The organism is Methylosinus sp. shoA (assembly GCF_059718125.1).
In genome coordinates this window covers 4,081,351-4,102,246 of record NZ_AP046091.1, presented here as the reverse complement: position 1 = coordinate 4,102,246, position 20,896 = coordinate 4,081,351, and the positions used below count along the sequence as shown (strand labels likewise).

The 20,896-nt window shown below is 63.9% G+C and carries 22 protein-coding genes and 1 tRNA gene; 21 read left to right on the top strand and 2 right to left on the bottom strand.

Going from position 1 to position 20,896, the window contains the following annotated elements; translation table 11 throughout:
* The first annotated feature begins 493 nt into the window (after positions 1 to 493).
* From AC6IW9_RS19215 to AC6IW9_RS19170, 10 genes are all read left to right on the top strand, one after another.
* The gene (locus AC6IW9_RS19215) at positions 494 to 604 is read left to right on the top strand and encodes an RHS repeat domain-containing protein (protein ID WP_497766261.1); all 111 of its coding nucleotides are present in this window, start codon (positions 494 to 496) and stop codon (positions 602 to 604) included.
* Between the two features lie 72 nt (positions 605 to 676).
* The gene (locus AC6IW9_RS19210; protein WP_497766259.1) at positions 677 to 2,566 is read left to right on the top strand and encodes an RHS repeat-associated core domain-containing protein; all 1,890 of its coding nucleotides are present in this window, start codon (positions 677 to 679) and stop codon (positions 2,564 to 2,566) included.
* Between the two features lie 314 nt (positions 2,567 to 2,880).
* Complete coding sequence (locus tag AC6IW9_RS19205) at positions 2,881 to 3,045, top strand: hypothetical protein (protein WP_497766256.1); 165 nt, start codon at positions 2,881 to 2,883, stop codon at positions 3,043 to 3,045.
* A complete protein-coding gene (locus tag AC6IW9_RS19200; RefSeq protein ID WP_497766254.1) occupies positions 3,039 to 4,880 on the top strand; it encodes an RHS repeat-associated core domain-containing protein in 1,842 nt (613 codons plus the stop codon). Before AC6IW9_RS19205 ends, AC6IW9_RS19200 begins: the two co-directional genes overlap by 7 nt.
* Positions 4,881 to 4,890: 10 nt before the next feature.
* On the top strand, positions 4,891 to 5,112 hold the full coding sequence (locus tag AC6IW9_RS19195; RefSeq protein ID WP_497766251.1) for a hypothetical protein: 222 nt from the start codon (positions 4,891 to 4,893) through the stop codon (positions 5,110 to 5,112).
* A 3-nt stretch (positions 5,113 to 5,115) separates the two neighbouring features.
* Entirely contained in the window at positions 5,116 to 6,918 is a 1,803-nt protein-coding gene (locus tag AC6IW9_RS19190) for an RHS repeat domain-containing protein (protein WP_497766248.1), read from the top strand.
* Positions 6,902 to 7,141, top strand: coding sequence for a hypothetical protein (locus AC6IW9_RS19185; RefSeq protein ID WP_497766245.1), 240 nt, complete (start codon positions 6,902 to 6,904; stop codon positions 7,139 to 7,141). The genes AC6IW9_RS19190 and AC6IW9_RS19185 overlap by 17 nt, the downstream gene beginning before the upstream one ends.
* 74 nt (positions 7,142 to 7,215) lie before the next feature.
* Positions 7,216 to 8,829 (top strand): RHS repeat-associated core domain-containing protein, encoded by a 1,614-nt coding sequence (locus AC6IW9_RS19180; RefSeq protein WP_497766242.1) that lies wholly within the window; start codon positions 7,216 to 7,218, stop codon positions 8,827 to 8,829.
* Between the two features lie 622 nt (positions 8,830 to 9,451).
* Positions 9,452 to 9,562 carry an RHS repeat domain-containing protein gene (locus AC6IW9_RS19175; RefSeq protein ID WP_497766239.1) on the top strand — a complete coding sequence of 37 codons (111 nt, stop codon included), beginning with the start codon at positions 9,452 to 9,454 and terminating at the stop codon, positions 9,560 to 9,562.
* A 72-nt stretch (positions 9,563 to 9,634) separates the two neighbouring features.
* On the top strand, positions 9,635 to 10,456 hold the full coding sequence (locus tag AC6IW9_RS19170; RefSeq protein WP_497766237.1) for a hypothetical protein: 822 nt from the start codon (positions 9,635 to 9,637) through the stop codon (positions 10,454 to 10,456).
* Positions 10,457 to 10,593: 137 nt separating this feature from the next.
* Here the strand turns inward: AC6IW9_RS19170 and AC6IW9_RS19165 are convergent, their stop codons facing one another.
* Positions 10,594 to 11,829: a penicillin-binding protein activator gene (locus AC6IW9_RS19165; RefSeq protein ID WP_497772563.1), complete on the bottom strand. Its 1,236-nt coding sequence runs from the start codon at positions 11,827 to 11,829 to the stop codon at positions 10,594 to 10,596.
* Positions 11,830 to 12,027: 198 nt separating this feature from the next.
* Here AC6IW9_RS19165 and rsmI point away from each other — a divergent pair, with 198 nt between their 5' ends.
* Together rsmI and AC6IW9_RS19155 are read left to right on the top strand one after the other, a co-directional pair.
* Complete coding sequence (gene rsmI / locus AC6IW9_RS19160) at positions 12,028 to 12,945, top strand: 16S rRNA (cytidine(1402)-2'-O)-methyltransferase (protein ID WP_497766234.1); 918 nt, start codon at positions 12,028 to 12,030, stop codon at positions 12,943 to 12,945.
* On the top strand, positions 12,942 to 13,319 hold the full coding sequence (locus AC6IW9_RS19155; RefSeq protein ID WP_497766231.1) for a YraN family protein: 378 nt from the start codon (positions 12,942 to 12,944) through the stop codon (positions 13,317 to 13,319). The genes rsmI and AC6IW9_RS19155 overlap by 4 nt, the downstream gene beginning before the upstream one ends.
* A 92-nt stretch (positions 13,320 to 13,411) precedes the next feature.
* On the opposite strand, the gene AC6IW9_RS19150 is transcribed toward AC6IW9_RS19155, so the two are convergent.
* On the bottom strand, positions 13,412 to 14,383 hold the full coding sequence (locus AC6IW9_RS19150; RefSeq protein WP_497766229.1) for a TIM44-like domain-containing protein: 972 nt from the start codon (positions 14,381 to 14,383) through the stop codon (positions 13,412 to 13,414).
* A 118-nt stretch (positions 14,384 to 14,501) separates the two neighbouring features.
* Between AC6IW9_RS19150 and AC6IW9_RS19145 the strand changes: the two genes are divergently transcribed.
* The 9 genes from AC6IW9_RS19145 to AC6IW9_RS19105 all read left to right on the top strand — a co-directional run bounded on the left by AC6IW9_RS19145 (position 14,502) and on the right by AC6IW9_RS19105 (position 20,896).
* Positions 14,502 to 15,053, top strand: coding sequence for a dihydrofolate reductase (locus AC6IW9_RS19145; protein ID WP_497766226.1), 552 nt, complete (start codon positions 14,502 to 14,504; stop codon positions 15,051 to 15,053).
* Positions 15,054 to 15,096: 43 nt separating this feature from the next.
* A tRNA-Pro gene (locus tag AC6IW9_RS19140) sits at positions 15,097 to 15,173 on the top strand.
* Positions 15,174 to 15,236: 63 nt separating this feature from the next.
* Positions 15,237 to 15,515, top strand: a complete 279-nt coding sequence (locus AC6IW9_RS19135; RefSeq protein WP_497766224.1) for a hypothetical protein — start codon at positions 15,237 to 15,239, stop codon at positions 15,513 to 15,515.
* A 273-nt stretch (positions 15,516 to 15,788) separates the two neighbouring features.
* Entirely contained in the window at positions 15,789 to 16,913 is a 1,125-nt protein-coding gene (locus AC6IW9_RS19130; RefSeq protein ID WP_497766221.1) for a 2'-deoxycytidine 5'-triphosphate deaminase, read from the top strand.
* 213 nt (positions 16,914 to 17,126) lie between these two features.
* On the top strand, positions 17,127 to 17,858 hold the full coding sequence (locus tag AC6IW9_RS19125; RefSeq protein WP_497766218.1) for an NlpC/P60 family protein: 732 nt from the start codon (positions 17,127 to 17,129) through the stop codon (positions 17,856 to 17,858).
* Between the two features lie 17 nt (positions 17,859 to 17,875).
* On the top strand, positions 17,876 to 18,310 hold the full coding sequence (locus AC6IW9_RS19120; RefSeq protein WP_497766215.1) for an integron: 435 nt from the start codon (positions 17,876 to 17,878) through the stop codon (positions 18,308 to 18,310).
* A gap of 162 nt (positions 18,311 to 18,472) precedes the next feature.
* The gene (locus AC6IW9_RS19115) at positions 18,473 to 19,600 is read left to right on the top strand and encodes a 4Fe-4S dicluster domain-containing protein (RefSeq protein WP_497766212.1); all 1,128 of its coding nucleotides are present in this window, start codon (positions 18,473 to 18,475) and stop codon (positions 19,598 to 19,600) included.
* Positions 19,597 to 20,061 (top strand): cyclic nucleotide-binding domain-containing protein, encoded by a 465-nt coding sequence (locus AC6IW9_RS19110; RefSeq protein ID WP_497766208.1) that lies wholly within the window; start codon positions 19,597 to 19,599, stop codon positions 20,059 to 20,061. Before AC6IW9_RS19115 ends, AC6IW9_RS19110 begins: the two co-directional genes overlap by 4 nt.
* On the top strand, positions 20,045 to 20,896 hold the full coding sequence (locus AC6IW9_RS19105) for an FAD/NAD(P)-binding protein (RefSeq protein ID WP_497766205.1): 852 nt from the start codon (positions 20,045 to 20,047) through the stop codon (positions 20,894 to 20,896). Before AC6IW9_RS19110 ends, AC6IW9_RS19105 begins: the two co-directional genes overlap by 17 nt.

Sequence of the window (20,896 nt, the reverse complement as noted above, 5' to 3'; positions counted from 1 at the left end):
GAAATTCCTACTTCTACATAGTAAACGCTGGAGTAGTCTTTCCAGGCCTCAGCTCAGAAATGAGAGATGCTCTTCCGGCTCAGCCCGGCATAGCACCTTTGGACGGGATTCCTCCTTCCTTAATACCGTTCGTTTTTTCTCCGGTAAGCCGATATATCGAGTTGCCATCGAGGGGGCGAAATCCTTCAGCTACGTCTGCACTCACACCTTTGGACGCGCAGGAGCTAATACAGCGCTTATGCACGTTACTGCCGCAGGTGCTGCGTCCCTTTCACAATCTCGAACGGGCGGTAAACGAAGTCGAGGATACACTCGAAACCGGTGGTGCAAAGGCATTTCTACTAGTTCTAGGTTATCTGAAATTGGGACGGTCGGATACCGCCGCAAACTTCGCGCGAAAGACGATTCAGTTATTTAAATCGGACTCCACACGTAGCTTTTACGAGGGCTTTTTGGGGAATGTCGAGGCGTCACACGGCGTCCCGCTGCGAGGGTGGCGGAGTGGCTGACGGGCAATGTCGTCAGCGCCAAGGACCCGAACAATAATACGACCACTTTCGCCTATGACGCGCTGAATCGCCTGAAGCAGAAGACGGAGCCGTAGGGCGCCGCCCTCACCCGCAATGCCTATGACGCCAACGGCCGCCTCGCCAGCGTCACCGACCCGCGCGGGCTGGTGACGCGCTACACGAACAATCTGCTCGACCTGCCGGAGCAGATTGCGAGCCCGGACACGCGCGTCACCGCCAAGACCTATGACGCCGCCGGCAATGTGCTGACCTCGACCGACGCGCTCGGCCAGACGACGACCTACCTCTATGACCAGCTGGGCCGGCTGGTGAAGGCGACCTATGCCGACGGCTCCAAAGCGACCTATGCCTATGACCAGGGGGCTTACGGGATCGGCCGTCTCGGCTCCGTCACCGATTCGACCGGCGTGACCAGCTTCGCCTATGACGCCTTCGGCCATGTGGTGCAGAAGACGCAGACCACCGGCGCCGTCACGCTCACGACGAAATGGTTCTATCACGCCACGAACGGGCGCCTCACCGGCCACGCCTATCCGTCCGGTTTCAAGCTCCTCTATTCCTACGACGGCGCCGGGCGCGTCGGCGCGATCACCCTCCAGCGGCCGGACGGGGCGCAGTCGACGCTGATCGGCGCGATCTCCTACGCGCCCTTCGGGCCGGTCAAGTCCTGGAGCCCGAATGTCTCCGGCGGCGGCTCCTATGTCCTCAGCTTCAATGCCGACGGCCGCATCACGAAAATCAGCTCCTCGACCAACAATAATCTGAACTACGCCTATGACCCCGGCGGGCGGATCAAATCGATCTCGGAGAGCAATCTCGCGGTCAAATCCTTCTCCTATGACGTCGACGACCGCCTGACGAACTATGTCGGCGGCTCGAGCCCGATCCCCTATCGTTATGACGCGACGGGCAATCGCACCTCGATCGGCGGCGCCGTCTATACGATCGTGCCGAGCAGCAATCGTATGAGCGAGGTGACTTACAGCTCGGGCTCGACCCAATCCTTCGTGTGGGATCAGGTCGGCGGGCTGAAGAATCAGGCCGGCGATTTCTCCTTGACCTATGACAAGCGCAATCGCCTCGTGCAGGCGAAGGTCGGGGCGCTGACGACGAGCTACGGCGTCAACGATCTCGGCCAGCGCGTGACGAAGAACGGGGCGAGCGGACAGGTCGCATATCTCTACGACCTCTCCGGCCATCTGCTTGGGACCTATGGCGCGAGCGGCGCGGCGGTGGAGGAGATCGTCTGGTTCGGCGATCTGCCGGTGACGACGCTGCAGGGCGGCGTGGCCTATTACATCATGCCGGATCATCTCGGCGCGCCGCATGAGATCGTCAATTCGGCGAACCAGCGTGTGTGGTTCTGGGACCACGACCCGTTCGGCAATGGAACGCCGACGGCGGCGGCGGGTTTTTCGCACGACCTGCGCTTCCCGGGCCAGATCTACGATTCCGAGACGCGGCTTCACAACAACGGCTTTCGCGACTATTCTCCCACCCTCGGCCGCTATGTCCAGAGCGACCCCATCGGGCTTGCCGGCGGGATCAACACCTACGCCTATGCTGGCAACAATCCGGTCAGCGCGATCGATCCGCTCGGGCTCGACCCGGAGAGCAAAGAGCGCGACGACGACGATGAGTTGCCGGTGATCGAAGTTGCCGCATATAAGAGTAAGGGCAAGAGCAGGCATAGGGGTGAAGGTTTCAAAGCTTTCGGGAAGTGGCTTCGAGGATTATGGGAAGGCGAGCCACCATCCCCGGCGCTACAGGCCCCGAGTCCAACGAAGCAACGCTCTTGGACCCTTGGCGAAGGCAAGTCCGCCGCTAAATGGGCCGGTCAAATGGAACGACGCGGATGGACGCCGACCCAGATTGATGAAGCGCTGGGATCCGGGATTCAATTCCCTGCTCCGAACAATCTCAATCCGGCGAACGGAGCAACACGATTCGTTCATCCCGAAACAGGCCGATCTGTGGTAATTGATAACATTACGGGAGAAGTGATCCATGTCGGCGGCGATGGCTTCAAGTACTGAAAGCAAGACAGTGTATGTAAGACTCTTAGAGGAGGGGACCGATGTAATGCGGCCTACCGAAGGCACCGAAGTGTCTCAGAACATTTTTCAGCTCATGAAGCCAGCCAACTATGATCCTGAATTCGAGTATTGGGAGTTTGTTCCAGGTAGCCTCGTGCGATGTGAGGAGCGCACAGTTGAAGACGAAGTAATACTTGTTGCAGTGGAGAAAGTTGATCAAAATTTGTAGTGCCATAAGCCGACGGAGTGCGCTTTATAACGTAGAAATTACGGTAATATAATATGAATTGCATATATTTCACGATATACACTGGTTGGGCATCAGCGATCGCTTCGGCAATCGCATCGTCTATACGCTGGACGCGGCCGGGGGCCGGATCAAGGAGGAGGCGTACGATTCGGCGGGCGCGCTCGCCCGCACGCCAGCCCGGACACGCGCGTCACCGCCAAGACCTATGACGCCGCCGGCAATGTGCTGACCTCGACCGACGCGCTCGGCCAGACGACGACCTACCTCTATGACCAGCTGGGCCGGCTGGTGAAGGCGACCTATGCCGACGGCTCCAAAGCGACCTATGTCTATGATCAGGGAGCTTACGGAATCGGCCGTCTCGGCTCCGTCACCGATTCGACCGGCGTGACCAGCTTCGCCTATGACGGTTTCGGCCATGTGGTGCAGAAGACGCAGACCGCCGGCGCCGTCACGCTCACGACGAAATGGTTCTATCACGCCACGAACGGGCGCCTCACCGGCCACACCTATCCGTCCGGATTCAAGCTCCTCTATTCCTACGACGGCGCCGGGCGCGTCAGCGCGATCACCCTCCAGCGGCCGGACGGCGCACAGTCGGCGCTGATCGGCGCGATCTCCTACGCTCCCTTCGGGCCGGTCAAGTCCTGGAGCCCGAATGTCTCCGGCGGCGGCTCCTATGTCCTCAGCTTCAATGCCGACGGCCGCATCACGAAAATCAGCTCCTCGACCAACAATAATCTGAACTACGCCTATGACAACGGCGGGCGGATCAAGTCGATCTCGGAGAGCAATCTCGCGGTCAAATCCTTCTCCTATGACGTCGACGACCGCCTGACGAACTATGTGCGCGGCTCGACCTCGATCCCCTACGGATATGACGTGACGGGCAATCGGACCTCGGTCGGCGGCGCCGTCTATACGATCGTGCCGAGCAGCAATCGTATGAGCGAGGTGACCTACAGCTCGGGCTCGACCCAATCCTTCGTGTGGGATCAGGTCGGCGGGCTGAAGAATCAGGCCGGCGACTTCTCCTTGACCTATGACAAGCGCAATCGCCTCGTGCAGGCCAAGGTCGGCGCGCTGACGACGAACTATGGCGTCAACGATCTCGGCCAGCGCGTGACGAAGAGCGGGGCGAGCGGACAGGTCGCATATCTCTACGACCTCTCCGGCCATCTCATCGGGACCTATGGCGCGAGCGGGGCGGCGGTGGAGGAGATCGTCTGGTTCGGCGACCTGCCGGTGACGACGCTTCAGGGCGGCGTGGCCTATTACATCATGCCGGACCATCTCGGCGCGCCGCACGAGATCGTGAATTCGGCGAACCAGCGGGTGTGGTTCTGGGACCACGACCCGTTCGGCAATGGCGCGCCGACGGCGACGGCAGGCTTTTCGCACGACCTGCGCTTTCCGGGCCAGATCTACGATTCCGAGACGCGGCTGCACAACAACGGCTTCCGCGACTATTCCCCGACCCTCGGCCGCTATGTCCAGAGCGACCCCATCGGGCTGGCCGGCGGGATCAACACCTACGCCTATGCCGGCAACAATCCGGTCAATGCGATCGATCCGCTCGGGCTCGATCCGGAGAGCAAGGAAGAACCGGAAGCATCGCCGGAGATCGATGTCGCTGCCTCCGGAAAGGTGCCGTCACCCTATGAAATTGCGGGAAAAGGAGGGCGTGGCTCTGCGCTTTGGGAACTCTTCGTGAGGACGTACAATGCCGCAACAAAGGCCATTGGCAGGGGGCAAACCACTAATCTTGGCGTTACCCCTCGGGATCTACAAAAATTCTTCACGAAGCACGGCGATGATTTCGGCTTAGGGGGTAATTGGAGACCATCTCGAGCGGCGGACGCCCGTATAGCGATCCATCAGCACATCAATAGCCCGGCGACTCGCGCCATAGATGGCACTTACCGGGGCAATCCCGTTATTCACTACCTTGACCCAGCGTCGGGACTGAACATTATCGCGACCCCAGGGGGCGACTTCATCAGTGGATGGCGGCTGGGGGCTGAGCAACTGGAAAGCGTTCTGTCCACTGGGCGCTTGTTCTAATGAGGCGCTTATGAAGTTGGAATTGACCCACGACCAGGCGCTGGTCTTCTTTGAATGGCTGTCTCGTCTGGACGAGTCGGATACCGCGCCGTGCGAACATGAAGCGGAACGCCAGGTTCTCTGGCAGTTGCATGGACAGCTGGAGAAGACTTTGACCGAGCCATTTCGTCCAGACTACAGATACCTCGTCGAAATGGCGCGTTCCAGAATCTCTGGCGGAGGAAGCTCCTGACGTTTGGCACCAATCCACTCGCCGTGCCATTGGCTCGGCCGTCTGACGAAGGCGACCTATGCCGACGGCTCCATAGCGACCTATGCCTATAACCAGGGAGCTTACGGCGTCGGTCGTCTCGGCTCGGTGACCGATTCGACCGGAACGACCAGCTTCGCCTATGACGGTTTCGGTCATGTGGTGCAGAAGACGCAGACGACCGGCGCCGTCACCACGCTCACGACGAAATGGTTCTATCACGCGACGAACGGGCGCCTCACCGGCCACACCTATCCGTCCGGTTTCAAGCTCCTCTATTCCCACGACGGCGCCGGGCGCGTCAGCGCGATCACCCTCCAGCGGCCGGACGGGGCGCAGTCGGCGCTGATCGGCGCGATCTCCTACGCGCCCTTCGGGCCGGTCAAGTCCTGGAGCCCGAATGTCTCCGGCGGCGGCTCCTATGTCCTCACCTTCAATGCCGACGGCCGCATCGCCGACATCACCTCCTCGACCGGCAACAGGCTGACTTACGCCTTCGACTTAGGCGGGCGGATCAAGTCGATCGCGGAGAGCAATCTGGCGCTCAAGAGCTTCTCCTATGACCGCAACGACCGCCTGACGAACTATGTCCGCGGCTCGACCTTCATTCCCTATGGTTATGACGCGACGGGCAATCGCACCTCGGTCGGCGGCGCCGTCTATACGATCGTGCCGAGCAGCAATCGTATGAGCGAGGTGACTTACAGCTCGGGCTCGACCCAATCCTTCGTGTGGGATCAGGTCGGCGGGTTGAAGAATCAGGCCGGCGACTTCTCCTTGACCTATGACAAGCGCAATCGCCTCGTGCAGGCGAAGGTCGGCGCGCTGACGACGAGCTATGGCGTCAACGATCTCGGCCAGCGCGTGACGAAGAACGGGGCGAGCGGACAGGTCGCATATGTCTACGACCTCTCCGGCCATTTGCTCGGGACTTATGGCGCGAGCGGGGAGGCGGTGGAGGAGATCGTCTGGTTCGGCGACCTGCCTGTGGCGACGCTGCAGGGCGGCGTGGCCTATTACATCATGCCGGATCATCTCGGCGCGCCGCATGAGATCGTGAATTCCGCGAACCAGCGTGTGTGGTTCTGGGACCACGACCCGTTCGGCAATGGAACGCCGACGGCGGCGGCGGGTTTTTCGCACGACCTGCGCTTCCCGGGCCAAGTCTACGACGCCGAGACGCGGCTGCACAACAACGGCTTTCGCGACTATTCTCCCACCCTCGGCCGCTATGTCCAGAGCGACCCCATCGGGCTCGCGGGCGGGATCAACACCTATGCCTATGCCGGGAACAATCCGGTCAGTGCGATCGACCCGCTCGGGCTCGACCCGGAGAGCAAAGAAGAAGACAATCCGGAAGCTTTGCCGGTGATCGACATAGCCGCGCAGCAGCCGAAGCCCAAAGTCTCCAAAACGGCCTCACCGCCATGGCTGCAGTGCTTTGCTGCTTGTGTCAGCGACCACTATGGTCTCGGTGGTATCGCCACACGCGCAGGCCTCCTCGCAGGCTCAGCGCCCATCCCGAAGTCTATGCTCGGTTTGCCCGTTGTCGGAAGAGCCAGTCCCAATACCAACCCGATTAGCTATCTCGGATTCTTATTGGGCGCCTCCGAGCCTCGACTTCCCTATCGAGTCCTCGGCACGACCCGCGTGTTCGGTATCATTGGTCGAGCCGTGCCGATTGTCGGGACAGGATTCGCCGCTTATGACGTTATCTCAATCGGCATTTGCACCTCTGGGTGCGTCGGCTCTGCGGGCGAGGGAAGTAAAGATGAAACAAGACCTTGAAAATGAAGTTTTCGCCGTCCTGAGAACATTGACACCGCGCGGTACCACCATCGAGCGATCACACCGGATCATTGATGATCTCAAGCTACTCTCTGACGATGCGACGGCAATGGCGCTGGACCTCGAACGGAAGCTCAAGGTCCGGGTGCCGAGAGCGGAATGGGCGACGGTTGTCACTGTTGGAGATGTTGTCGAGCTTCTGCAACGACATATTAGAGAGTAGCGGTTCCTTCGTTTGCATGTGCTCAGCACCTACAATGCGAGCCGTGGTGGAGGAGATCGTCTGGTTCGGCATCCGTGATCGATTCGACCGGCGTGACCAGCTTCGTCTATGACGCCTTCGGCCATGTGGTGCAGAAGACGCAGACCGCCGGCGCCGTCACGCTCACGACGAAATGGTTCTATCACGCCACGAACGGGCGTCTCACCGGCCACACCTATCCGTCCGGTTTCAAGCTCCTCTATTCCCACGACGGCGCCGGGCGCGTCAGCGCGATCACCCTCCAGCGGCCGGACGGCGCACAGTCGGCGCTGATCGGCGCGATCTCCTACGCTCCCTTCGGGCCGGTCAAGTCCTGGAGCCCGAATGTCTCCGGCGGCGGCTCCTATGTCCTCAGCTTCGATGCCGACGGCCGCATCACGAAAATCAGCTCCTCGACCAACAATAATCTGAACTACGCCTATGACAACGGCGGGCGGATCAAGTCGATCGCGGAGAGCAATCTCGCGGTCAAGAGCTTCTCCTATGACGTCGACGACCGCCTGACGAACTATGTGCGCGGCTCGACCTCGATCCCCTACGGATATGACGCGACGGGCAATCGCACCTCGATCGGCGGCGCCGTCTATACGATCGTGCCGAGCAGCAATCGTATGAGCGAGGTGACTTACAGCTCGGGCTCGACCCAATCCTTCGTCTGGGATCAGGTCGGCGGGCTGAAGAATCAGGCCGGCGACTTCTCCTTGACCTATGACAAGCGCAATCGCCTCGTGCAGGCGAAGGTCGGGGCGCTGACGACGAGCTACGGCGTCAACGATCTCGGCCAGCGCGTGACGAAGAACGGGGCGAGCGGACAGGTCGCATATCTCTACGACCTCTCCGGCCATATCATCGGGACCTATGGCGCGAGCGGCGCGGCGGTGGAGGAGATCGTCTGGTTCGGCGACCTGCCGGTGACGACGCTGCAGGGCGGCGTGGCCTATTACATCATGCCGGATCATCTCGGCGCGCCGCATGAGATCGTGAATTCCGCGAACCAGCGTGTGTGGTTCTGGGACCACGACCCGTTCGGCAATGGAACGCCGACGGCGGCGGCGGGTTTTTCGCACGACCTGCGCTTCCCGGGGCAGATCTACGATTCCGAGACGCGGCTTCACAACAACGGCTTTCGCGACTATTCTCCCACCCTCGGCCGCTATATCCAGAGCGACCCCATCGGGCTCGCGGGCGGGATCAACACTTACGCCTATGCCGGGAACAATCCGCTCAGCCTGATCGATCCGTTCGGGCTCGACCCGAAGAGCAAAGTAACCTGCACTGCTAACCGAGCGCGGCACGAACAGGCGGTCGCAAAGATAGGGCTTGAATACCTAGCTGCTGGCAAGGTCGTTACACCCAATGTCACTTTCACGAATCCGCAAACAGGGGCATCTGCGGTCGCCGATTTGGTGATCAGCAACCCGGCGTTCCCAGTTCCCGATCCTTTTCTGATCATTGAAGTAAAGACAGGAGGTGGTCAATTGGAGCGCGGTCAGCCGGACGTTTATGGCGTTATAGCAGGAAGTGGAGGCACCATTGTCCCTCGGGGTTTTAATGCTCTGAGGGCTGGTTTTATTCCCGGTGTAGGTGTTGATGCAGGCCCGTTGAATTTTTCCTTGAGGCGCGAACCCGGTGCAGATGGATGTCAGTAAGTAACCAGAAGTTCGATTTTTACAGAGAGGTTCGTCAGGGCCTAACATCGTGTGGGTATAAGCCGCACAAGGAAGGTATATTCACGAAGGGTGGCGAAGGAGAGCCTGCAGATTGGTTGTCTGTTGCCGGAAATTCCTACTTCTACATAGTAAACGCTGGAGTAGTCTTTCCAGGCCTCAGCTCAGAAATGAGAGATGCTCTTCCGGCTCAGCCCGGCATAGCACCTTTGGACGGGATTCCTCCTTCCTTAATACCGTTCGTTTTTTCTCCGGTAAGCCGATATATCGAGTTGCCATCGAGGGGGCGAAATCCTTCAGCTACGTCTGCACTCACACCTTTGGACGCGCAGGAGCTAATACAGCGCTTATGCACGTTACTGCCGCAGGTGCTGCGTCCCTTTCACAATCTCGAACGGGCGGTAAACGAAGTCGAGGATACACTCGAAACCGGTGGTGCAAAGGCATTTCTACTAGTTCTAGGTTATCTGAAATTGGGACGGTCGGATACCGCCGCAAACTTCGCGCGAAAGACGATTCAGTTATTTAAATCGGACTCCACACGTAGCTTTTACGAGGGCTTTTTGGGGAATGTCGAGGCGTCACACGGCGTCCCGCTGCGAGGGTGGCGGAGTGGCTGACGGGCAATGTCGTCAGCGCCAAGGACCCGAACAATAATACGACCACTTTCGCCTATGACGCGCTGGATCGCCTGAAGCAGAAGACGGAGTCGTAGGGCGCCGCCCTCACCCGCAATGCCTATGACGCCAACGGCCGCCTCGCCAGCGTCACCGACCCGCGCGGGCTGGTGACGCGCTACACGAACAATCTGCTCGACCTGCCGGAGCAGATTGCGAGCCCGGACACGCGCGTCACCGCCAAGACCTATGACGCCGCCGGCAATGTGAAGACCTCGACCGACGCGCTCGGCCAGACGACGACCTACGACTATGACAATCTGAACAGGCTCGCGAAGGCGACCTATGCCGACGGCTCCAAAGCGACCTATGTCTATGACCAGGGAGCTTACGGAATCGGCCGTCTCACTTCGGTGACCGATTCGACCGGCGTGACCAGCTTCGCCTATGACGGTTTCGGCCATGTGGTGCAGAAGACGCAGACCGCCGGCGCCGTCACGCTCACGACGAAATGGTTCTATCACGCGACGAACGGGCGTCTCACCGGCCACACCTATCCGTCCGGTTTCAAGCTCCTCTATTCCTACGACGGCGCCGGGCGCGTCAGCGCGATCACCCTCCAGCGGCCGGACGGGGCGCAGTCGACGCTGATCGGCGCGATCTCCTACGCGCCCTTCGGGCCGGTCAAGTCCTGGAGCCCGAATGTCTCCGGCGGCGGCTCCTATGTCCTCAGCTTCAATGCCGACGGCCGCATCACGAAAATCAGTTCCTCGACCAACAATAATCTGAACTACGCCTATGACAACGGCGGGCGGATCAAATCGATCTCGGAGAGCAATCTCGCGGTCAAATCCTTCTCCTATGACCGCAACGACCGCCTGACGAACTATGTGCGCGGCTCGAGCCCGATCCCCTATCGTTTTTGCTGCTGCGCCTCGCGCAAAACATCGAAAAGAACAGCCGTGGCTTCCTCCACCTCGCAAGACTCGTGAAGGCTAATCTCGTGCATCGCAAGAGCCTCGTCGACATGCCCGCGCCGCCGCCAAAAAACGATCAAGATCCTCGCCAATACTATGCTTATCTTGAGCCTGACAGCCGTGTCATGACGGCGGGAAACCAAACTTCGGCCTCACGCCCCGTTGCCGGTGAAGCTGCGCGGCGCCGGCGCCAGCACTTTCGCTGCGCCATTGGAAATTTCCAGCACCGACAGGCCGCGTTCGTTGGAGCCGTCCCCCCTGAAACGGAACACGCCGTCGGCTCCGTTGAAGCCGGAGGGATTGGTGAGCACGCTCTCCGAATAGCGCTGCGAGCCTTGGCTGCGCGACAGGGCGATGGCGAGCGAGACGGCGTCATAGGCGAGTGTCGCGATGCGCGCCGGATCGGAGTTGAATTTGGCGCGATAGCGCTGGGCGAGCGCGTTGAAGCCCGCATTCTCCGGCGCGACGAACCAGGCGCCCTGCAGCGCCGGCAGTTTCGAGACGCGCGCGTCGTTCCACAGGCCGGTGCCGAGTATCTGGATTCGCTTCAAGTCGATCCCCGCCGCCAGCAATTCACGCGAGACGGAGGCCATCGCCTCCGCCTGCTCGGGGATGAACAGAGCGTCGATCTGCTCGCTCGCGGCGGCGATGCGCTGGACGGAGGGCTGCAGCGCGCCCGGCTTGTAGCGCTCGATCGTCAACACGCGCAGATCATGTTCGGCCGCGCTCTGCTGGAATTGCGCCAGCGCCACATTGCCATAATCGCCCTCCGGCGCCAGCACGGCGACCGATTTCTTGCCGCGCTCGGCCGCATAACCGACGATGCGCTGCACATAGGATTCGACTTGGAAGGACAGGAGATAGACGCCGTGGCCCGCGACCGATGCGTCGGTCGAGAAGGCGATGACCGGCTTGCCGGCGCCGCGCGCGACGCGCGCCGCCTCCCGCACCGAGCCGGCGAACACCGGGCCGATCACGATCTCGGCGCCCTCGCTCAGCGCCGCCTGCGTCGCTTGCGCCGCGCCGGCGGGCGTCGAGTGATCGTCCTTGACCAGGATCGTGACGTCGTTGGTGCCGCTCTCGGCATAGGCGAGCTTGGCGGCGTTGCGCAGCGAGGCGCCGACCTGGCTCGGCCCGGAGGCCTGCGTCAGCGGCACGATGAGTGCGATGCGCGTCGCGCCATTGCCGATCTGCTCCGCGCCGTCGGCGAGGGGGCCGACCTCGACCGAGCCGACCGGAGCCGCGAGTTTCAGATCGCGCGCGCCGGGCACGCCGGGGCCGGAGAGCGGGTTGCAGGCGAAAAGCGACGACGCCGCCCCGACGACGAGCAACGCGCGCGCAAACCCCGCGGTCGCGCCGCGCCGCGAAAATTCGCCGACATGACCCATGATCCGAACCAAGCCTCCCGCTCGAACCGCGCGACGCGAAACCAGTCCTATACGCGACCGCGGGCAGCAAACGGCAATCCCTAAAATTCACTAGATGCGATTTTTACGGGGAAATTGCGGCCTTGAACGCCGCGCCGTCGTTCTGTAAAAAGAACAATCGGTCGATTATCAGAACGACGCGGACGCAGGAGGATTTCGATGGCCGCGATCAGAGAAGACGCTCCGAGGGCGCCGGGCTACGCCGCTTTCGGCCTGCGCGCCGAAGCGGAGAAGATCGAGCCGGGCCTGCATCTCGTCGCGACGCCGATCGGCAATCTGAAGGATATTTCGTTCCGCGCGCTGTCGACGCTCGCCGCGGCCGACGCCGTGGTGGCGGAGGACACGCGCGTCACCAAGACGCTGCTCGCCCATTATGGGATTTCGACGCCGCTCGTCGCCTATCACGAGCACAATGCGCAAGTGATGCGGCCGCATCTGATCGCGCGGCTCGAGGCCGGCGCGGCGCTGGCGCTCGTTTCCGACGCGGGCACGCCGCTGATCTCCGATCCCGGCTACAAGCTCGTGGCGGAGGCGCTGGAGCGCGGCGTGAAGGTCACCTCTGTGCCGGGGCCTTCGGCCGTTCTGGCGGCGCTGGTCATCGCCGGCCTGCCCACCGACCGCTTCTTTTTCGAGGGGTTTCTGCCGGCGAAGAGCGGCGCGCGGCGGGCGCGCCTCGCGGAGCTCGCACGCATTCCCGGCACTCTTGTGTTTTTCGAATCGCCGCGGCGCGTCGCCGAGACGCTCGACGATTGCGCCGCCGTGCTCGGGCCGCGCGAGGCGGCGATCGCCAGGGAGCTGACCAAGCTCTACGAATCGGTGCGCCGCGGCCGGCTCGACGCGCTCGCGGCGGCGCTGCGGGAGGAGGAGCCGCCGAAAGGCGAGATCGTGCTCTTGATCGCGCCGCCGGATGCGGCGGCGGAGGAGACGAGCGCAGCGGAGCTCGACGCGAAGATCGAAGCGGCGCTCGCCGATCATTCGGTGAAGGACGCTGCGAGCGTCGTCTCGGCCTCGACCGGCCGTCCGCGCCGCGAGGTCTACGCCCGGGCGATCAAGCTCGCTGCGGGCCGAGAGTCGTGAGCGAGGACAGCGCGGCGCGACGTGCGCGCCACCTCGGCGGGCTGCGCGCCGAGACGGTCGCCGCGCTGTGGCTGCGCTGCAAGCTCTATGAAATCCTCGCGCGGCGCTATCGCCTGCGCGGCGGCGAGATCGACATCATCGCGCGGCGCGGACGCACGATCGCCTTCGTCGAGGTGAAGGCGCGCGCGACGCTCGAGGAAGCGATGATCTCCATCACCGAGGAGAAGCGTCGCCGTCTCTCTCGCGCGGCCTCGCGCTGGCTCGCCGCCAATCCCTGGGCGGCGGACCACGTGCTGCGCGCCGACGCCGTGTTCATCGCGCCGCGCCGCCTGCCGCTGCATGTGGAGGCGGCGATGGAGTTGGATTTGGGGTGAGGCGGCGCGCGGCGCAGTGAGCCGGCCCGGTCGAACGCCAAAAAAAAGCGCCCCTCGGGGAGGGGCGCTCGATGTGTTCGACTGCGGGGTCGTCAGGCCGTCTGCTGAATGGCCGAGAGGCGCCAGGCTTCGGGTCCGCGTCCCGCCGGCCGGCGGAATGTCCAGACCTCGGTCGACTGCGTCGGCGCCGCATCGCCTCGCACCACTTTGCCGGTCGCCCGGTCGACGAACTGGTCGATCAGCGAGAAGCGCATGGAGACCGTCGCATATTCGTCGCCGCCCTCACGCCAGGCTTCGGCGAGATCGCCCTGCAGCAGCTTCACGCCAGAGATACGGTTGACGACGCCCTCGCGCGCGTTGGATTTCAGATCCTCGGCGAAATAGGAGGCCATTTCCTGCGTCGCCAGCTCGCGCAGCCGCGCTACGTCTTCCCGGCTATAGGAGTCCTGCGTCTCGGCGAGCAGCCGCTCGAAAGCGGGGAAATCCGCTTGGGCCAGGGAAATCGGGGCGCCGGAGGGGCGCGCGGCCGCGCCGCCGCCGGGAAAGCCCATGAAGGCGAAGCCCGGACGGGGGCCGGCGCCGCCCGTCCCGCCATAGGCGGCGGCGAGCCGGCGGCCCGCGAACCATTGGAAGGCGAGCCGCGCGAGCACGAATATCAGCGCCAGCTGCAGCAGCAGGCCGATCATCGACGCAAATCCGCCGAGCCCGCCGAACAGGCCATGACCCGACAGCAGGCCGAAGAGGCCCGCGCCGAGCAGGCCGCCGGCGAGGCCGCCGAGCAGGCCGCGTCCGAAGGAGCCCATGCTCGGCGCGGGCGCCGGACTGAAGGCCGGACGGCCCGGACCCTGCGTCGCGGCCGGCGGCGCTTCGATCGAGCGCTGCATCGGCGCGGCGGGACGGGGCGCGGTGTTGGTCGCCGGCGGCGGCGAGAAAGTGCGCGAGCCGCGGCTCCCCGAGCTCAGCCCGCCGCCCATCCTGGCCTCGCCGACCGCCGGCGCGAGCGCCAGCAGCGCGGCCAGAGCGAGCGCCGACAGGGATTTGGAGTGCGATGTCCGCAACGACATATCTTTCCTCGAAGGGTGTCGCCCGCACGCAGAATCGCCCGGGCGCAGCTTATATAGGGACGCGGGGGCGGCCGAGCAAAGAGGGGCCGCGAGAAACCGAACGAAAGGGAGCGCAGCCTTGACGCCGACTCTGGCATTCGTGGTCGCGGCGGCGCGTAATGGCGTGATCGGGGCGCGGGGGCGCACGCCCTGGCGCCTGCCCACCGATCTGAAGCGCTTTCGCGCGCTGACCTGGGGCAAGCCGTTGCTGATGGGCCGGCGCACCTTCGACTCGATCGGCCGCATTCTGCCCGGGCGCGAGACGATCGCCCTGTCGCGGGACCCAACCTTCCGGCCGGAGGGAGCGCATGTGGCGCGGTCTCCGGAGGAGGCGCTGAGCCTCGCCGCAGCGCTGGCGCGGGCGATGGGCGAGCGGGAGGCTTCGGTCGTCGGCGGCGCGGAAATCTATGCGGCCTTTCTGCCGCAGGCCGATGTGATCCATCTGACGGAAGTGGCGCTGACGATCGAGGGCGATGCGGTCTTTCCCGCCCTCGATCCGCGCGACTGGCGCGAGATGGAGCGCTCCGTCCCGCCGCGCGGCGCCGGAGACGAGGCGGGTTTCGCCTTCGTGCGGCTCGAGCGGACGCGCGGCGACGCGGCGCAAAGAGCTGTTGCGGGGGAGGAAGCGTGAAGCTATAAGCCGTCACCAGCGGCGGCCGACACTGGCCGCCTGTCGGAGTGTAGCGCAGCCTGGTAGCGCACCTCGTTCGGGACGAGGGGGTCGGAGGTTCGAATCCTCTCACTCCGACCAGTTCTTCTTTTCGTTGCCGCGCCGCTGGATTGATCGCAGCGCCGCCCGCGCTATGATACCGACATGAGCGCATTGACGATCGACACGCTCGCGGTCTCGCAAACGCCGCGCAAGCACGGCTTCACAGAGGAACAGGTCGCCGTCGCCGCCTTGCGCGAGATCGACGCCTCCGCGCTCGCTACGAAAGGCGATCTCCGGGAGCTCGAGATCAAGATCGAGAAGCTCGACTCCAAGATCGAAACCTCGGCCGCCAATCTCAAAGTCGACATCCTGCGTTGGCTCGTCGTGACCCAGGTCGCGCTCGCCGGCGTCGTTCTCGCCGCCGTCAAGTTCGTCCGCTAGCGCTTTCCACTCGGACGGCATCGTTCGAGCGCTCGAAATCCGCTCCGACGGGAGAGGCCGGAATCGAAAGAGCCGGCCGCCTCTGCGCAAGTCACGCGAAGTCGCGTCGTCGATAATTGCTTCGTCACGCTCGAACATACGGCCGACAATCTGATCCGAGAGGCTCGGGGCAAGGACTCGTAACGCCTCGATCGTGGCCCGCATTCGACCAGTCGCCAAAAAAACCTTAAAGGTCGTGGGACGACCTCCGAGCGACCGAGCCCGAAAGCACCCATGGCCGACGCGACGCCTTCCTCCCACGCCCCCTTCGGCGTGCTCTCCTGCGAGCAGATCGCCGAACTGACCGCCGCCGGCGCCATTCTCGCCGCGCGGCCGATCGACGACGGGCAGCGCCAGCCGGCGAGCCTCGATCTTCGTCTCGGCCCCAAGGCCTATCGCGTGCGCGCCAGCTTTCTCCCGGGCAAGGGCCGCAGCGTCGAGACGCTGCTCGGCGAACTCGCCTATGACGAGATCGCCCTCGACGGCCGCGGCGCCGTGCTCGAGCGCGGTTGCGTCTATGTGATCCCGCTGCAGGAGAGCCTCGCTCTGCCGTCGGACGTCTCGGCCGTCGCCAATCCCAAGAGCTCGACTGGACGGCTCGACATTTTCACCCGCCTCATCGCCGACAATTCCGAAATCTTCGATCATGTCGCCGCCGGCTATCACGGGCGCCTCTATGCGGAGGTCTCGCCGCGCAGTTTCAGCGTACGCGTTCGCGAGGGCTCGCGCCTCGATCAGATGCGCTTCCGCCGCCGCGATCCGCGCGCCGATCTCGTGGTTTCCGACGCGGCTCTCGCCGCCGAGCACGCGCGCGCGGCGCTCGTCGACGGCGACCTCACCTTGCGCGAGGGTGTGATCTTGCGCGTCGCGCTCGACGGCCTCGCCGGCGGCGTCGTCGGCTATCGCGCGCAGAAACACGCCGACGTCATCGACGTCGATCTCGTCGCTCGTTACGCGATCGAGGAGTATTGGGAGCGTCTGCCGGTGCGCGCGAGCCGCAAGCTCATTCTCGACCCCGACGAGTTCTATATCCTCGCCTCGCGCGAGCGGCTGCGCATTCCCGCGCATCTCTCGGCTGAGATGATGGCGATCGATCCGGCCATGGGCGAGTTCCGCGTGCATTACGCCGGCTTCTTCGATCCGGGCTTCGGCTGCGCGAGCGAGGGGCGGCCGGGCAGCCGCGCCGTGCTGGAAGTGCGCAGCCGCGACGTGCCCTTCATCCTCGAGGACGGGCAGGTCATCGGCCGCCTCGTCTACGAGCCGATGGCGATGGAGCCGAGGATTCTCTACGGCGAGGCCGGCGTCTCCAACTACCAGGGACAGGATCTGAAGCTCTCCAAGCATTTCGAGGCGCCGTGAGCCGCGGCGAGATCATTGCTCGCTTTTTCGCTGTCGCGAGAGTTTCAAAAGCGAGAGAGTCGAAAGTGAATTGACCACGATCTGAAATCGTATCAAGCTCGACGAGTGGTGGTCTGCGCGCCCCTGGGCCGCGAGCTTTCGGCTTCGCTCTCAGAAGGTTCCCGATTAGACGACGCGCGCCACTAGCGTTTTCAAGTGTCGGGAGATTGTGAAATGAACGATAGTCCAATTCGAGGGGACGAGAAGATCGCCGCCATACAATCCGCGCTTCAGGCGCAGGGCTTCAACCCCGGCGAGATCGATGGCGTCTGGGGACGCCGCACGGAGGCGGCCGTGCGCGCATTTCAGAAGACGCGGGGGCTCTCCGTCGACGGAGTCGTCGGCCCCCAGACGATAGCGGCTTTGTTCCCGCAGCCGGAGCAGGCGGCTTTCGCCGATGTTCCACTCCCATGGTTCGAGGAGGCGAAGAATCTCGTCGGAACGAAAGAGATCGTCGGGCGGGGGTCGAACAAAGAGATCATCCAATGGGCAAAGGACCTCGATATCGATTACGACGATGACGATGTCCCTTGGTGTGGCTTGTTCGTCGCTCACGCAATCGGCTCGACCTTGTCGAACGAGCCATTGCCTCCCAATCCCTTATGGGCCAGAGGCTGGGCCAGGTTCGGCGAGTCGACGTCGCCACGGCGGGGCGCTATCTTGGTGTTCTGGCGGGGCTCCAGGAACGGCGCCAAGGGTCATGTCGGCTTCTATTACTCCCAGGACAAGGAGGCCTATACCGTTCTCGGAGGCAATCAGAGCAATAGCGTGAACCTGGCTCGCATCGCGAAGGATCGCCTGCTGGCCGCGCGTTGGCCGAAGACCGCGAGCTTGATCTCGAGCAAGGTGGTGGAGCGCGTGTTCGACGAGCCGGTTTCCCACCGACTATCCACGAACGAGGCCTAGGTCAGGGTCCCTTGAATATGGATCGAAGCTCGATCGCATCGACTCTCGCATTGCCGGTCGGCGCGCTCCTGGCTCTGACCGGCGTCGGCTTTGGAGCTTCGGTCGTCGCAAGCCGCTACGTCCGGCTGGAGAAGCCGATCATTCTCGGCGGCGATCGCAATTCTGACGCCTGCTCCAGCAAAGGCGCAGTGATCGGCCTGGATCCCGCGAAGGATGGGTTCCTGTCGGTTCGCGCCGGTCCGGCTTCGCGGTTTCGCGCGATCGACCGCCTCCACAACGGACGAGACGTTTGGATATGTAGCGAAAGCGGATCGTGGTATGGGATCGTCTATGCGACTGCCGCCGAGGAGCAATGCGGCGTCTCGACGCCCTGGCCGTCCGAAAAGGCTTATACGGGGCCGTGTCGAGCGGGATGGGTCCACTCGCGCCATGTGAGAGTGGAGGCCGGTTGATATCTCTGCAGATGTCCGGTTCTTCCTGCCGAGGCGTCGGCGTGCCGCCAGTTTCGAGCGGGTTCGGGCGATCGTCGAGAAATTGCATTATTCCGGCACCATAGCATATACGAACCTTCGAGCGCCCGCTCGGACGTCGCGTATCACGCAAGGGATGGCTGCATGGACTGCGCGCCGGCGATCATCGACGAGGCCGGGCTGCAGGCGTTGCTCGACGCTCTGCGCGGGCAGGGCTTCTCCTTGCTCGGCCCGACCCTGCGCGACGAGGCGATCGTCTATGACGAGATCGCCGGCGTCGCCGATCTGCCGCGCGGCTGCGGCGACGAGCAGGACGGCGGCCATTACCGCGTCACGCGGCGGGACGACGACGCTCTGTTCGGCTATGCCGCGGGTCCGCAATCCTGGAAGCGTTTTCTGCATCCGCCCGTGCTGCGCCTGTGGAGCGCGCGGCGCGAGGGCGACGCGTTGCGCGTCGCGGCGGAGCCCGAGCGAAATGAAAAATTCGCCTTCATCGGCGCGCGCTCCTGCGAGCTGCATGCGATCGCCATCCAGGACCGCGTGCTGATCGGCGGCGAATATGCCGATCCGCATTACCGGGCGCGGCGCGAGAATGTCTTCGTCGTGGCCTTGAATTGCGGCGTCGCCGGCGGCGCCTGCTTCTGCGTGTCGATGAACACGGGACCGAAGGCGACATTCGGTTTCGATCTCGCTCTGACGGAACTGATCGGCGACGATGGCCACGCCTTTCTCGTCGAGATCGGCACGGAGGCGGGGAGGGCGCTGCTCGACGGCGCGCCGCATCGCGCCGCGAGCCGCGGCGACATCGCCGCCGCACAGGCCGTCGTCGATCATACGGCGGCGAATATGGGGCGCGAGATGCAGCCGGACGTCGCGTCTCTGCTCGCGCGCAATCTCGAGCATCCGCGGTGGGACGAAGTGGCGACGCGCTGCCTCGCCTGCACGAACTGCACAATGGTTTGTCCGACCTGCTTCTGCACCTCCGTCGAGGATGCGAGGGATCTCGCCGGCCTCGAGAGTTCCCGCTCGCAGCGCTGGGATTCCTGCTTTACCTTGGATTTCTCTTATATCCACGGGGGCAGCGTGCGCAGCAGCGTCAAGTCGCGCTATCGCCAATGGATGACGCACAAGCTCTCGACCTGGCATGATCAGTTCGGATCGTCCGGCTGCGTCGGCTGCGGGCGCTGCATCGTCTGGTGCCCGGTCGGCATCGACATCACCGAGGAGGCGCGCGCCATTCGCGAGAGCGAGGCGACGGGAGGCGAGACATGATCGAAGGCCTCGAGCATATCGTCGCGCGGCACGCCTTCTTCGCCGGCTTGGAGGCGCCCCTCGTCGCGCTCGTCTCCGGCTGTGCGAAGAATGTGCGCTTCGAGGCGGGGACATATTTGTTCCGCCAAGGCGAGAGCGCCGATTGGTTCTATCTGCTGCGCGAAGGGCGCGTCGCGCTCGAGCTGCGCGATCCGGCGCGCGGCGCCGTGACGCTGCAGACGCTGGGCGCGGGCGAGGTCTGCGGCCTCTCCTGGCTCGTGCCGCCCTATCGCTGGAGCTATGACGCATGCGCGCTGGAGGGCGTGCGCGCCATCGCGATCGATGCGGCGTGCCTGCGTCGCAAGAGCGAGGCCGATCCGCGCTTCGGCTATGAGATGATGAAGCGCTTCACGCCGCCGCTCGTCGAGCGCCTGCAGGCGGCGCGGCTGCAGATGATCGACGTCTATGGCGTCCATGGCTGAGCTCGTCCTTCCCGCGCCCGCCTCCGATGCGATGATTCCGCGCGTCGCGCGCGTGCGCCGCAAGTGGCGCGAGATCGCCGATGTCGTCACCCTCGAGATCGACGCCGGCGATTTCGCTTTCGCGCCCGGCCAGTTCAATATGCTCACCGCCTTCGGCGTCGGCGAGGCGGCGATCAGCGTCAGCGGCGATCCGGCCGACGCCTCGCGGCTCGTCCATACGATCCGCGCCGTCGGCGCCGTGTCGCGCGCGCTCACCGAGCTGCACGTGGGCGAGCCGATCGGCCTGCGTGGTCCCTTCGGGCGCGGCTGGCCGATGGAGGAGGCGCAGGGCCGCGACGTCGTCGTCGTCGCCGGCGGTCTCGGCCTCGCGCCGCTGCGTCCCGCGCTCTATCGCCTCTTCGCCGAGCGCGGGAAATACGGCCGCGTCGTTCTGCTCTATGGCGCGCGCAGCCCGCTCGATATTCTCTATCGCGACGAGCTCGAGCAATGGCGCGGGCGGTTCGACGCCGAGGTCGAGGCGACGGTCGATCACGCGCGCGGCGACTGGCGCGGCAATGTCGGCGTGGTGACGAAGCTCATTGCGCGCGCCGCTTTCGACGCCGAAAACGCGCTCGCCATGCTGTGCGGACCGGAGATCATGATGCGCTTCGTCGCCGACGCGCTCGGCGACGCGGGGATGTCGCAGGAGCGGGTCTATCTCTCGATGGAGCGCAATATGAAATGCGCGATCGGCTGGTGCGGCCATTGCCAGTTCGGTCCGGTCTTCATCTGCCGCGACGGTCCGGTCTTCACATACGCGCAATTGCGCGGGCTGCTCGCGACGAAGGAATTGTGA